General features: G+C 32.2%; 18 protein-coding genes. 11 read left to right on the top strand and 7 right to left on the bottom strand.

The window, feature by feature from the left end; all coding sequences use genetic code 11:
* Nucleotides 1–1,148: 1,148 nt before the first annotated feature.
* The 8 genes from OLM53_RS00800 (at nt 1,149) to OLM53_RS00835 (ending at nt 6,159) form a co-directional block, all read left to right on the top strand.
* On the top strand, nt 1,149–1,571 hold the full coding sequence (locus tag OLM53_RS00800) for a DUF6943 family protein (protein ID WP_264521153.1): 423 nt from the start codon (nt 1,149–1,151) through the stop codon (nt 1,569–1,571).
* 46 nt (nt 1,572–1,617) lie between these two features.
* Complete coding sequence (locus OLM53_RS00805) at nt 1,618–2,295, top strand: hypothetical protein (protein WP_264521154.1); 678 nt, start codon at nt 1,618–1,620, stop codon at nt 2,293–2,295.
* Between the two features lie 58 nt (nt 2,296–2,353).
* Nucleotides 2,354–3,070 carry an endonuclease/exonuclease/phosphatase family protein gene (locus tag OLM53_RS00810; RefSeq protein WP_264521155.1) on the top strand — a complete coding sequence of 239 codons (717 nt, stop codon included), beginning with the start codon at nt 2,354–2,356 and terminating at the stop codon, nt 3,068–3,070.
* Nucleotides 3,071–3,381: 311 nt separating this feature from the next.
* Nucleotides 3,382–3,633 (top strand): hypothetical protein, encoded by a 252-nt coding sequence (locus tag OLM53_RS00815; RefSeq protein WP_264521156.1) that lies wholly within the window; start codon nt 3,382–3,384, stop codon nt 3,631–3,633.
* Between the two features lie 17 nt (nt 3,634–3,650).
* Nucleotides 3,651–4,085, top strand: coding sequence for a hypothetical protein (locus tag OLM53_RS00820; RefSeq protein WP_264521157.1), 435 nt, complete (start codon nt 3,651–3,653; stop codon nt 4,083–4,085).
* 93 nt (nt 4,086–4,178) lie between these two features.
* Complete coding sequence (locus OLM53_RS00825; RefSeq protein ID WP_264521158.1) at nt 4,179–4,907, top strand: hypothetical protein; 729 nt, start codon at nt 4,179–4,181, stop codon at nt 4,905–4,907.
* 8 nt (nt 4,908–4,915) lie between these two features.
* Nucleotides 4,916–5,401 carry a hypothetical protein gene (locus OLM53_RS00830; protein WP_264521159.1) on the top strand — a complete coding sequence of 162 codons (486 nt, stop codon included), beginning with the start codon at nt 4,916–4,918 and terminating at the stop codon, nt 5,399–5,401.
* Nucleotides 5,386–6,159 carry a hypothetical protein gene (locus OLM53_RS00835; protein ID WP_264521160.1) on the top strand — a complete coding sequence of 258 codons (774 nt, stop codon included), beginning with the start codon at nt 5,386–5,388 and terminating at the stop codon, nt 6,157–6,159. Before OLM53_RS00830 ends, OLM53_RS00835 begins: the two co-directional genes overlap by 16 nt.
* A gap of 295 nt (nt 6,160–6,454) precedes the next feature.
* On the opposite strand, the gene OLM53_RS00840 is transcribed toward OLM53_RS00835, so the two are convergent.
* From OLM53_RS00840 to OLM53_RS00855, 4 genes are all read right to left on the bottom strand, one after another.
* The gene (locus tag OLM53_RS00840; protein WP_264521161.1) at nt 6,455–6,685 is read right to left on the bottom strand and encodes a hypothetical protein; all 231 of its coding nucleotides are present in this window, start codon (nt 6,683–6,685) and stop codon (nt 6,455–6,457) included.
* Entirely contained in the window at nt 6,675–6,938 is a 264-nt protein-coding gene (locus OLM53_RS00845) for a hypothetical protein (protein WP_264521162.1), read from the bottom strand. Before OLM53_RS00845 ends, OLM53_RS00840 begins: the two co-directional genes overlap by 11 nt.
* 12 nt (nt 6,939–6,950) lie before the next feature.
* Nucleotides 6,951–7,403 (bottom strand): DUF5675 family protein, encoded by a 453-nt coding sequence (locus OLM53_RS00850; protein WP_264521163.1) that lies wholly within the window; start codon nt 7,401–7,403, stop codon nt 6,951–6,953.
* A gap of 68 nt (nt 7,404–7,471) precedes the next feature.
* The gene (locus OLM53_RS00855) at nt 7,472–8,275 is read right to left on the bottom strand and encodes a hypothetical protein (RefSeq protein ID WP_264521164.1); all 804 of its coding nucleotides are present in this window, start codon (nt 8,273–8,275) and stop codon (nt 7,472–7,474) included.
* Between the two features lie 97 nt (nt 8,276–8,372).
* On the opposite strand from OLM53_RS00855, the gene OLM53_RS00860 reads away from it, so the two are divergent.
* On the top strand, nt 8,373–8,864 hold the full coding sequence (locus tag OLM53_RS00860) for a thermonuclease family protein (protein WP_264521165.1): 492 nt from the start codon (nt 8,373–8,375) through the stop codon (nt 8,862–8,864).
* 107 nt (nt 8,865–8,971) lie between these two features.
* On the opposite strand, the gene OLM53_RS00865 is transcribed toward OLM53_RS00860, so the two are convergent.
* From OLM53_RS00865 to OLM53_RS00875, 3 genes are all read right to left on the bottom strand, one after another.
* Nucleotides 8,972–9,358 (bottom strand): hypothetical protein, encoded by a 387-nt coding sequence (locus OLM53_RS00865; RefSeq protein WP_264521166.1) that lies wholly within the window; start codon nt 9,356–9,358, stop codon nt 8,972–8,974.
* 193 nt (nt 9,359–9,551) lie between these two features.
* Nucleotides 9,552–9,935, bottom strand: a complete 384-nt coding sequence (locus OLM53_RS00870; protein ID WP_264521167.1) for a hypothetical protein — start codon at nt 9,933–9,935, stop codon at nt 9,552–9,554.
* Between the two features lie 637 nt (nt 9,936–10,572).
* A complete protein-coding gene (locus OLM53_RS00875) occupies nt 10,573–11,385 on the bottom strand; it encodes a helix-turn-helix domain containing protein (protein WP_264521168.1) in 813 nt (270 codons plus the stop codon).
* 99 nt (nt 11,386–11,484) lie between these two features.
* Between OLM53_RS00875 and OLM53_RS00880 the strand changes: the two genes are divergently transcribed.
* Together OLM53_RS00880 and OLM53_RS00885 are read left to right on the top strand one after the other, a co-directional pair.
* Nucleotides 11,485–11,688, top strand: a complete 204-nt coding sequence (locus OLM53_RS00880) for a hypothetical protein (protein WP_264521169.1) — start codon at nt 11,485–11,487, stop codon at nt 11,686–11,688.
* Entirely contained in the window at nt 11,688–13,634 is a 1,947-nt protein-coding gene (locus OLM53_RS00885) for a transposase family protein (protein ID WP_264521170.1), read from the top strand. The genes OLM53_RS00880 and OLM53_RS00885 overlap by 1 nt, the downstream gene beginning before the upstream one ends.
* Nucleotides 13,635–13,641: the final 7 nt, after the last annotated feature.

Genomic DNA, 13,641 nt, shown 5'->3' on the forward strand with positions numbered 1-13,641 from the left:
ATAAAGAAACTCCCTGCATCTAAACAAGCAATGTCATGAGCCATAACAACATTATGTAAAAAAGCCGCCATACCCAACGCTCGTGCCAGTGGCTCCAGGGCAACATTTTTTGCAGCTCCCGCCGCATCACCCAGCTACAAAAAATACCACCCTTCGCCACTGTCTTCAAGAACGTTCACTATTTCAGCAGAAATTTTACGGTCATACTTGCTTTTAAGAACGATTACGGTAATTGTTTTTAGCAACTATCTGGTTAAATCGGTAGTATTTTCATTGCTTTTGTAAGTTCAAAAAATGGCTTAGTCATTTAGTTTTTTGCCTATGGTTAAAGCCATTTTTAGAACACACAAAACCAAAAAAGCCAGTAAGAGTATCATTTTTTATTTGCCACAACGCAAAGCAGTAATTGCTTTCACAATAGCCGATGCCATACCGTTACTAAGCATAATTCTTCTGTAAACTGCCAATGCGTCTGTCAACTCATTCTGTGGCATCAGCTATTAATAAAAGCAATCAGAAACATCCCAATAAGCAAATAAAAAAATGATACCCTTACACGCGCTACTGCACCGTCGCACTCGGTAAGTTAATGCATTGTTTTTTGAAGATGCTTCCCATTTCCACAACAAAACCCCCTGTCAACAAAACACTGCAACTGCCAACTGACTTCAGGCATCCTCAAAAAAACAAAACCACAAGAAAGAGTATCAAATTTCAGCGCCGGATGAAAAGCATTCTTATTGTTTGATTCGGATTTTTCATCCGTCCCCAAAATTTGATACCCTTTCCCAAGACGCCCTTCTCCCGATTCAACTCCCAATCTTTCTATCACCTCCCGTTTATACGATGGCGATTGATAAATGAAATCAAAACAAAAAAATAAAAAAAAGCTAGCAAAGGTAAGTTCCGGGTATTCAAAAAAGCAAGTTCAAGCCCTGCGGGTTTTTAAAAAAATCTCCACCTTATCAGGTAGTATTTTTTAAAAAAAACTTGCTTTTTTGAAACCCTCCACTTGGACGAACGGCTTTCTTTTTTTCTTTTTTTTCTTTTGAAAAATTTTATGGGCGGAGCGTAGCGAGGCAACCCTTCATTTCAACAGAAAACCTGCGGAAAATAGAAAATCTAACCAATTTTCAAAGCCAAATGTTATGCTGAATTTTATCATTAAAACCCACAAAAAAGGCACTATCTACGCCAAACCGCATTTATTCATTCTTAACAAAGGGATGAACAGCGGAAAGCCCCAAAACGAGCCATTTACTAACAGCTTCGTTGTCATTTTTCAAAACCCGGAAGATTGCGAAAGCATTTTCTTTGTTGCATATAGCTTATGGCAAACAAAATTCTGGCATCAGTATTTAGTAGGTTCGGTAATTCCATTTTTACGCCTTCAAAACTTCAAATCCGAATTCAGCCCCAAAGCCAATGTTTTGATGCACGAACACGAGCAGCACCAAAAAAATGTTGCAGCTCTCAAACTTCTCGAACAAAAGGAAAAACAATTTCACGAAAACCTAAACCTCATAAATGACTTGCGAAGAGTCATTTTACACCGCTACTGCAACCGATAACAAAAAATGATAACATTATAATTATGTATATTTGAACATGGGAAAAATGGCATTAGGTTATGGTAGTGAATTTCATCTATTAAGATGGATAGGTCGTCACAGAAATGAATTTGACAAACGAATTAAACAATTATTAGCTATTGATAATGTCACTTGGTTAGACTTTGATTTTACCGAAGATAAAGCAGAGCCTGACAGAGAATTGGTAGGTTTGTCTTTTTTAGAAAACGAAAAAAATAGCCAAGCTTTATTTTCCCAATGGAAAGAAGAATGGCCCCAAAAGGGAAATTCAATGAATTGGGATTTGGTTGGTTATACTGTTCAAAATGACATTAAAACTTGGATTTTAATTGAAGCTAAAGCACATATTGGAGAACTTAAACAAAGTTGTGGTGCTTCAGGGGAAGGCTTAAAAAAAATTGAAAAGGCGTTGACAAAAGCTGCTTATAACATCGGAACTATTATAGCGGATAAAAATCCTTGGACCAAAAAGTATTATCAACTTGCCAATCGTATTTACGTTTTAGATTTATTAAAACGTAATGAGATTAATGCAAAGTTGATTAATATTTATTTTACTGGAGATAAGAATTTTAAAAGTAGAATATCGCCAAAAGATGAAAAATTATGGAAAGTAGAAATTGACAAAATGAAAGAATATCTAAATATTGAAAAATTGAATTCAATCGATATGAAGGAATTGTTTTTAGAAACAAATAAATAAAAAATCAGCAGTCAGAAGTGATCAAATTGAATTCTAAATTTGTAAAAAAGTAAACAGCTTGAAAATTGCAACACTCAATATTGACTGGTTTAAAAAGTCGAAAGATTTACAAAAGACAATTCAGGACGAAATCAAAAAACAAGATTTGGATTTTTTGGTTGTGAATGAGAATATTGAAAGCTTCAGTTTTCACGACAACTATTTTAAGTACCATTCCAAACCAATCCCGACAAAAGAAGAATTCCAACATCTGGATTATGAAATTTACCTAAAAGGAGCAACACCAGTGCGAACCACTATTTATTCAAGGCACCATTCCATTCAGGAGATAAAAACCATTGATAATTATACTTCTGTTTGTCATAAATTCACAATAGACCAAAAGCAAATTTCAATTTACGGAACCATCATTGGAACCTGGGGAATAAAATACCAAGAAGAAATCGCAAGGGCAGAACTTCAAAATTTCAAAGCTGACATTCAAAACATCTTAAAGGAAAACAAGAACGTTATCATTGCCGGAGACTTCAACACCTCATTTTTCGAAAACGAAAAACGACAGTTATCAACCATCAACAGCAGAACTGAATTACTAAATTTTACAGATAACTTAAATATCTTCCGCGCCACCGAAAAAATAGAAAACTGTATAGACCACATTTTTGTCTCCGAAAATTTAAAGCAGCTTTCAACTTTTAAAACATCAACTTTTTTAGATGGTGATATTTTAAAAGACAATCCACACAAAGGAATTATTTTAGAATTGCACTTTTGAGATTGTTTGCACCATAAGGACTACTTATCCGCAACATAAAAGCAATATATACGCTCCACTTAAACAAATCAGTGAAAAGCAAAGCAGTTTTATCTTTATCTGCTAAATTGTCAATTCAATTATAATTAATGAGTTTTATTAATATCCTGCTGATTAAAAGGATATATGAATTAATAATTTTTAAAGCAATTTAATGCTTTTTAATAAATAATTTATCTAAGTTTGAGTTTCCAAGAATTATTACATTCATAGGTGCTCAAAATACCACATAGGACACTAAAAAGAATTTTATTAATTAATTATTTATTTATATGCCAGACTGTTTTTGCGAATACTGCGGCACAAAAAATTCAAGTATAGCCGGCTTAGTAGCCAATCCTTGTTTTCGACATCCTAATGGAAGCAACAAGGGAAAACATAAGTTATACGAAGGTAGTACCAAATCTCAATACTATTGTAAATATTGTGGTACCTCAGATCCAAACATTTCTGGATTAACCAATAACCCTTGTTACCGACACCCGAATGGTGCCAACAAAGGAAAACATGCTCCTGCACTTTAAATAGATTAATTTAAATTATGAAATCTATTAACCCTAACAGACCTTACAGTAGATTGGAGATAGATAAGGTTTTTACGAAAGTAAAAGCAGTTATGCACATAGAAGCTTGTAAAATAGGTAACGGTATTGCTTTATACCGAGATATATATACAGGAATTACATTGCGTGGTGGTGAACCGTATGATTACGAACATATCAGATCGTCAGAAGAAATCTTCACCAAATATAGAGACCGTTTGACCGATGGAGAAATTGCTATTGTGGTAAACTGTATAGAAAATGTTGGTGTGACATTAACTTCCATTAACAAATCCAAAGGGAAACACAGAATGGAAGATTGGATGAAAAACCATGCTAACATTATCAAATTTGGTATTGATAAAGAACTTACTTTAGTTAATTTAAATAATGCAGATAATGGAATTGAGAGAATGGCAAAGAAGTTTTTGTAAATACTTAACAAAGTAAATGCTTTGATGATAATATGTTTATATAGTTTATTATATTAATTTTAAAATAATAATAATTTAAATAATCACACAACCATGGATTATAAAAGAATTAGTAAAATTTTAGGTGGTGCAGCAATTGGTGTAGTCGCTGTTGCTGCTGTACCATTCACAGGTGGCGGCTCTTTATTAGCTGGTGCAGCCGCACTTGGATTGGGAACTACAACTGCTTTAGTTAGTGCGGGTGTAGCAGGAGTAATTGGAGGTGCCATTGCTGGAGGATCTTTTAAGAATAATAAAAGGATAGGCCTTGGTATTTTTGGGATGCAAAATTCAGGAAAGACAACTATTTTTAATTTTCTGAGAAATGAAAATGAAGGTCCAGGAACAAGCATAAGAGATTTGAGTGAAATTGAATTTAAGTTAGAAAATGGAAAAAGACTTTATATAAAAAAGGGTGTAGATATTGGTGGAGGTGAAGAATTTATAAAAAAAAATTACGGTCCAATGCTTCTAGATAATAATTATGATGTGTATTTTTTTGTTTTTAACTCTTTTGAATATCTAAATAAAACTAACGAACAAAGGGATGTTGATGCTAGAATTGATTTTATTAAAAAGAAAAATAATAATAAAATGAAAATCATTTTAATAGGCAGTCATTTTGATAAATTCAAAATAAATGAATCCATAGTAAGAAATGAAATCAAAGAAAAAGTTAAGGATAAGGTTTATAGTGACTTATTCAACGAAAACTTAGTTTTAATTGATTTAACAAATAACGTTGATTTACAGGATTTTATTAATACTAAAGCCTTTAAATAATTTTTATTATGAAGAAAATATTATGGGCTCAAAACGAAAACTCTTCAATACCAAATACAATTATTAACACTGAGGGTAAAATAATTTCAATTGATGATTTGAACGATGGTGGTTTTGAATTATTTGATGAATTATTGGATTTTCAAAAATCTTCTATTGAAATATTTAAGGAAAATAATTTAATAGTGAAAAGCAGTAATCAAAAAGGGTTAATTTCAAAATCGAAAGGATATTTTATTTCTTCTGTTTTCGATAATAAAGATGATTTTGGAAGATTAATGCCATTTATGTTTTATATTGAAAGTAAAGATGTTGAAGAAATTATTAAAGTTTTAGAAGAATCAAGCACCAAAATTAATAGGGCTATTTTTAGATCTGATATAAAAAACATCAAGGATAGTATTAATAGAAAAAATATAAAAAAAAAAGCTAAAATAATAATAGGAGTAATTTTGATAATAATCATCTTGTATAGTTTATGGATAAATATATAATTAAGAGTAATGTTGTTTTGGTAACTTCTGATGAAAAATCTAAAAGTTTCAAATGGGAGGAGAATAGCGAGAAAATAAAAGCGATTGATGTTATTTCATCAGATTATGGTTGGGATGAAAATGATTTTTTTCAGGGTAACAAATTTATTGGACTCATACCAAATACAGAACAAGTGTTTCTAAAAAGTCCTTTTGAACAAAATAAATTTGTTGAAATCGAAAAGGCTGAAGAATATTTTTTAACAAAGAAGATTAGCATATATAAAAATATAATTTTTGCATTAGGTGCAAAAGATTTTTCTGCAAAAGCAGAATTTATAGAGGAAAAAGAATTCACAAAAGATGCGGATTTTAATGTTTCGTATATGCCTATAGGCGGGTTAAGTGCCGAATATAAAGAAGAAACTATAAAAAAGATAGAGTCAGAATATAAGCTTAGTAATATATTTGAAGACAATGAAAATAATGATTCTTTTGATAGAACTAGGGCATATAATGAAGCTATGGAAATAGTTCACAGATATAATTTAACCAATGAAGATCAATTGTTGGATTTAGTGGAATTTAGAAATCCCAAAGCTCAAAAAAAATTAAGTACAGAAACTGTTCAACTTAAATTAACAAGTGAGCTAAATACTTTACTTGAACTATCTGCCAAAATCAATGTTATGGATGGTGTTTTTGGATTAGAAGCTGGATTCAAAACAAAAACAAAATCTTTAAAAAAAATCATACTTACCACAGTTGTTAATTTTTAAAATATTAATAAAAAAAACACCATTCTTTTTAAGAACCTTTTTATTTCGAGTTGACCTTAATGACGCGATTTATTTTTATTAAGATAAGGTACAAATCGAAAAATGTATTAATGTTAAATGGAAAAGCAAATGAAGATTCTTTTTTTTTATGGTAAAACTGGTATTTATAGTAAACTTGGACCACCATCATCAGGAAGAAAAGGTAAAACGTTGTATTACAATTCATATTAAGAAAACCGTATATCTAGTAAACCCCTTTAATTTAAAATTTAAAGGGGTTTGGTTTTTTTATATACTACATTTCTTCTTCCGTTTTTACAGCAGTTTGAGAAACTACACTTATGACACTTCCTCCAAGTACCAAATATCCAGCTGCTGAAACCAAGCCAACAGGCAAGGCAACTGGAGAAGCTATGATAGCTCCGCCAACAGAAGCCAAAGCAATGCCAACACTGCGAAGAATTTTAAACCATTTTGGAGTTGGAGCCAAAGCTCTATCCAAGACATTCATATTTTTATTTTTCATTGTCGTGATTTTTTAGAATTATTAATTCGATGTTACTTACTCTTTTTTCTAGATATTCCACTTTCTGGTTTAGCAAATCATTACCGCTTTTGAATTCGGTTTTAATGATTAAAGCCATTGTTTTCACTTCCACCAAATCTTTCTCCATCCGTTTAAAATCAGTGTGTAATTGCTTGATAAAATAAGCCACAACCGATAGCAAGACACTAATTAAAGAGCCAAAAAGCACTGTTATATTATTGATGTTTTCCATTGCGTTCTGATTTTAAAATTGAAAATTGTTTTCTATGATGATTTTATTTGAAGTGCTTTTGGCCAACGAAAGCAATTTTGGATAAATCATTTTGTAAGCTGCAATACTTTGAGCAACTTGAAACTCGCCTTCAGTAAACTGAAACCCGAAACCGCAAAGCGGACATCCGGCAGTTTCTTTAATAGTGTTTCCAGTGTGGATATACACAAAATTGAAATTTGGTAAACCAATAATTTCAATCATTCCTTCATGAAGCTTTCCAAAAGCTTTTTTGTAATCCACATTTTTAGCACCCCAGGTGTTTAACCTTAATTGAAAAGTTCCGGTAGGGATGGCAGTTTCATTCGCCAATTTCACTTCTCTGATTTTATCCTCTAACAGATAACAATGAAAAACCCCATTGATATACAATTGGCTCAAAGTGCTATTCTTTCCTTGTGCGACTCTTATTATTTTGCTTTCCATTGGATTAATAGATTTGATGTTAAATAAAAAATCCCTCACTTTTGATGAGGGATTTTTTGGATTTTTTTCTAAAAAGCGTCCTCAACTTTCAAGCAGTTGCCACTTGCAAACAAGTAGTAATTAACTCCAACTTGTTGGTAGAACTCAATTCCGATACATTGCAAAACTGTTGTGTTAACAGTTGGAAGAGCTCCACCTGGTAATGTTGCAGTAATGGTTGTCAAAGGAATCGGAGCGAACAAGTCTAAGAACCCGCTGTATTGAATATCGTTTACCTCATTCAAGTCAGCATCCATAGGATCATAACTGTTTGTGGTAGCGTTGTATTCAAAATCACTCACAACTGAAAGTGAAGTAATCAAGCGGAAGTGAGTAGCACCTGAAGGAGCATTTACTAAATTCGCTGGATTGAAAGCAGCAACAGTGAAATCACCGCTTGCTCTATCAACCGCATGTTCCAATGTGTAAGGAGCATTGAAAATGCCATTGAAAGAAGTGTTTTTGTCAAACTCGAAACCTTTCAAGTAACTACGTTGGGTAGTGATTTCGATTTTTCTGTAACCTCTCGCTTCGGTTTGGTCTTCAAGGTTGATTTTCTTCATAATAGAAGTTAATCTTCCAGTTACTTGGCTGTCCGCCATTTGTTTCATTACTTGAGATAAACCAGTTCGAACAGACTTCCCGGCTTTGGCACAAGCGCCAAATTCGTTCATGTTCTCACGTGTTCTCTCAAATTCTGGTGCAGTTAAAACTTGGTCACCAGTTGGTCCGCCTACCATACCTGCAAAGTAGCCTTCTTGTCCTTTAATTTTAAAGTGTCGAACATCGCCTAGAGTTCCAACATACTTTAAATTGCCTTTCTGTCTTGCCATTTTTTTAAGATTTAATGGATTAATAAATAGATAAAATTCATAAGACAAATTTCAATCATTATCTTTGATTATCAACAACTTAAAACATTGAAAATCAATGCAATACAATGCAAAAGCACCGTTTATAGTGGAAACCCATTGGCAAATTGAAGAAGTCCTTGATGGTGATAGCATCATCATTAGCAATCGTTTCTCTCAATTGCAAAAAGAAATCCGACTTTATGGCTTAGATGCACCAGAAGTAAAACTAAATAGGAAGATGATAGAAGATGAAGAGAAAAGCCATTTACCGGCTCAATTACTGCTTCAATTTGGTTTGCAATCCTTGCACTTCGTTTTGTCTGTTGCACCGCCTAAAACGACTGTAACTATCATTACAGAACAGGATAACTATTATGACTATTGGAACAGGCAATTAGGATATGTGATTTTGCCTAATGGTGAATGTTTGAATGATTTACTTTTGATCAATGGGTATGCAAAAGCAACCCATCAATATTACTGCGGAAGATTAGCAGAATACCAAGCAATGAACCGCCAAGCGCAGCTTGATGGAGTAGGGCTTTACAGTAGTGTAGAAAAGTTCTGATTTGTTGTACTTATGTTGTACTAATGGATTTTAAAATCTTGTGAGTGTCAATAAAATAAGTACTTTACAAGCGTATTAAGACTAAACGGCTGTTATAAGCAATTTTTTTATTTATTATATCTACTTTCTCTGTAAAACTCTCTTAGGATTTCTATATTATTTTCAAAATGATTGTATCTAAATATTACCTCTTTATTTTCACCATTTTCTTGATAATAGATTCTTCCATCATCAATCATTATAATTTTTTTTAAAGAAATAATTTTCCCGTCAAAATATATATTTTCTGAATCGAATTCGATGCTTTTGTATTTTAAAACCTTTCTAAAAGCACCCAGATAAAGTAATGTCAAAACTAAAAACCACATTACAATTCCAAAAATATATTTTATGTATATAGTATATACAAAACACATGAAAATAATAAATGTGATTATGTAAAGATTAAAAGTATTAAAACTACTAAGTTCTGTATTTAGGCTGTATTTTTTCATTGACAAATGTTTCTTTTGTACATGTAAAAAGGCTGGCAACGTTCCGCCACTTCTCTCAGTTGCGAACTTCGGAAACGTTTATTTCCTGTTAAAGATTAAAATTCTTCCGAAACGTAAACGTGAAGCTACCACAAAATTCTCACACGAGGGAAGCGACTGCCGAAGGAATTGAGAGAAACGACTACTGGCATTTTTATTTGATAACTTCATAAAATAATTCTTTGAATTTAACTTGTAAAACAGAATCAGGATTTTTTTTTCTAACCCAATCTCCAGATTTGTCGGTAGTTAAAATTGGATCAAAATCAATGACATAAAATTCGTTTTCTTTTCCTATGAACAAACTTGTTACCATGTCATCACGCTTAATATATCTAAAATCTTCAACGTCTATGAATCTTATTCTAATTGTGTCTTTTTCAAAATTCGCAAAAGACCTATAACAACTGAGCTCTAAAATTACTTGCTGTATCCTTGATTCATAAACATTATCAGCCTCAATATCAGTTTTATGCTCAAAGTTGAGAATAATTGCATCGTGAAAATGAGCATAATCTTTAATTAGTTGTTCAACCATATTTAATTTTCTAAGCGTTTCTTGTTTATGCTTGCTGGTAACATTCTGCCGCTACTAAACTAGTGCGAACTTCGGAACTTTTTATTTTCTGTTAAAGATAAAAATTCTTGCGAAACGCAAACGTAAGGGGGGAAAAACCAAAAGTAACAAACAACAATTATAAAAAGGTCTAAAAAGGTCAATAAATTCAACACTTTAGACTAAAAAGGTCTAAAATAAATACTATAACGAAAAGTACATTAACTTCCATTTTACCTACATTAGAACAAAGCTTTTAAAGGCTTTAAATAGTATTACCTACATTGAAAGGTAGCTAATGAGTAAAAACATCCATTATATTAGTAAAATAAGGCTTTAAATAGATATTATGAACCGTTTAATTAATGTTTAAACGGTTTTTTTATGCCTTTTTTAGAATCATTTTTATTCTAAGTAATAAAATGATATTTACTATTTGCAGTTACAGTTGGGGTTACAGTTGGGGTTACTAAATTTTATATAAATATTATTGAATGTATTATGATAATACATTAAAATGTAGATAAAAAGCAAAATAATTGATTATAATGTAGGGGATAATTCCAAAAAAAACTTTATGAAAAGTAAATATAAGTTTTTGAAAATCAGAAAGTTTACCTTAAAATGAGCGTTTTATAACGTGAAATATTTGAGTAATATCATTTAAAGGGTAGCTAAAAGGCTTTGTTAATGGATTTCTGGAAGTAAGAATTAGACATCCATTATTATCTATTTTGTTTATGTCTTTGTGAAACATTCCAGTTTTACTAATAATCACAAATCCGTACTTTGTTTTATGAAATCCATCCTTCCAGTTGGCTTTTGAAATTTCACGACCTAATAGATCTGCTCCAGATGGAGTATCATATCCTCCTTCATTCCACATTGAATCACCAACGCTTTCAAATGCTAGATAGTTCCCTCTACCAATATGATCAACCCTAAAAGTAATCGTGGAAAAGTCCTCCTTTAACTTGACTTCATCAAAATAGTTTTCTACATAAGAGGCATAAGCCTTAAAAGGAACCTTTAATACCTCAATCTTAATTACACCATCCGGATAGATTAAAAATTTGTTGCCATGTGAATTTATCAGTACTTCAGGTTCCTGATCATTATCAAAAATTTTTATTTCATCATTAATTATTGAATATGTAGTAGTTGTTTCATTAGCCACACTTACTGTAACGTTATTCTCTTTCAAGAAATCACCATCTCCAGTTTTTACCCAAACTTTGTTTATATTATTGTCAAGACCACATAGTTTATCAATAAATCTATCTGATAAAGGAACTTTTTCATTTAAAATTTGGGAGAATGAAGACTTAGAATACCCAAGCAACTCAGCTAATTCTCTATCATTATCAGCATGCTCACTAAAAATAAGCCACTTGCATACTTTCTTAATTCTATGAATAACAGTCTCTTGCATTTTAATCGAAAAAAAGTTTATATTTTTTATCGTTATATAAAAAAAGTTTATATTTTTGTGATAACATTTAAACAAAGTTAAAAAAAAAATTCAGTTGTTATGACATTTGAACAAATAAAAAAGAATATTCAGTACGGAGATTACAATTTATTACAGAAAATATTGGGCGCTCCTACAATAGCTGCTGCAAGAATGAGATTTCTCAGAGAGGATCAAGATGCTTTGGATGCAATGATAGCAATTCAGGAAAATAGACAGGACTTTATCGATAAGTATAAATCTGAAAATAAAACTGAGGCGTAATGTTTACCTATCAGCAAAATATACTATGTATAGCTTCGAGCTGGCTTTGGGAAAATGATATCCTGAGCGAAGGCAATTATAAAAAGCTTTGCTCAACTGGTCAAATCAGAAAATTGACTATTGGAGGTAATGGAAGAAAAGCGTTAGTAGCTTTTGAGTCAATTCCAGATCGTTTTAAAAAGTTGATCTGTGATAAAGTTGGTGATCCTTACGCATCAGCAAAAAAGATAATTTTTGCAGACTATATGACATGGGACCATGAAGCTGAAACCTATTTCAAAACATACCTTCTTGAAAATAGAGAGCCCCTGCCAGAAGAAAAACAGCAAGAGTACACTCATCAAGCTATAATGTTCAATACTGTAAATCACATTGCAGTAAATGTAGTTGTTCAAAAGAGATTTGGCGGTAAAAAAGAAATGTGGAGTCGAATGCTAACAGCTATTCAAAATCTACCAGAGACCTGGATGCATACTCGCTACAAAAATGTAGTTTCTTTTAAACGTGCTTTCAAAAAATATCAAGAGGAAGGTTACTCCTCAATCGTTTCAGGCAAATGGTTAAATACAAATTCAACTAAGATAGTTGATGATGTTGCCGATTTCATTTTATCACAATACTGCTTACCAATCAAGTACACAATTTCCGAAGTACATCGCCTTTATGAGTCAGTTCGTGAAGCTAAAGGATGGAAATCATTAACGGAAAGAGGTATAGGAGAATGGCTTGATAAAACAGAGCAAAAACGTATTTGGGTTTTAGCTCGTGATGGCAAGGATGAATATATGAAAACATTTGGTCATACAGTAACACGTAAACGCTCTGAATGGTTCCCTAATGCATGGTGGGCAATTGATGGAACCAAGTTAGACCTAGTTCACTATGCAAACAATAAATTAAAAATGGCTGCAGAATTAAAAATCAATGTTGTTTTTGACGTTTACAGTGAAAAAATCATTGGATGGGATATTGCATACACAGAAAACCATGCATCGCACTTTAGAGCTATTAAAAGAGCCGTTAGTGAAGCTGGTTGCAGACCTTTCTTATTTACTTATGATAAACAATCAGGTCATACATCAGGTAAAATGCAAAATCTGTACGATAGATTGCCTGCTAAAGGTGGAGCGCACTACAGTCATAAGGTTGGCCGTAAATCATCGCCAGCTGAGCAGATATTTAACAGACTACAACAACAGGTAATTTCTAAAATGTGGTTTTCTGATAAGCAAGGTATCAAAGTAAGAAAAGCAACTAACCGTCCTAACACCGATTTCATAGTTGAGTACAAAGAAGCTCTTCCAACGGTTGATGAATTCAATAATATATTCCAGGCTTTAGTTAATCAGTGGAATAGTCGTTCAACTGAAAGCATGGAATTCAGTAGAAATGAAATGTTTGAGCAAGAAACTGAGCATCGTGAAGAGATCGATATCATGGACCAACTTTCATTGTTCTGGATTGACGAAACTAAGGAAAAGAAATACTATGCTCACGGATTACCGTTGACTGTTGAAGGTAAAGACTACTTGTATGAAGTATACAATGAAAATGGTCAGGTTGATTTAGACTTCCGTAGAAAATGGGTAAATGAAAAACTAATAGTTCGTTATGATCCAGAATACTTAAATGAGTATGTAGCACTTTATGAGCTTAGACCTTCTGGAGAAAAAAGATTTATAGCATACGCTCAGAAAAAACGTGCTCATGAGTCAATTCCAATACTTATGGTTGAAAATTCTAAAGTAAATCTACTCCAAGATATAGCAGTTAGAGATGCAGAACTTAAACGTGATCAAGAAGCTTACGAAAGATTGATTGAGCGTTCAGGAATAAGTAGAGAAAGCTTAATAGAAGAGCAGGAAATAATGATAAAACTGCAAGGACATTTACCAAAAGAAGGACAAATGCAAACCGATTCAAATTCATTATATAACCGATTTTAAAAACTGA

The organism is Flavobacterium sp. N1994 (assembly GCF_025947145.1).
In the GTDB taxonomy this organism is placed as follows: domain Bacteria; phylum Bacteroidota; class Bacteroidia; order Flavobacteriales; family Flavobacteriaceae; genus Flavobacterium.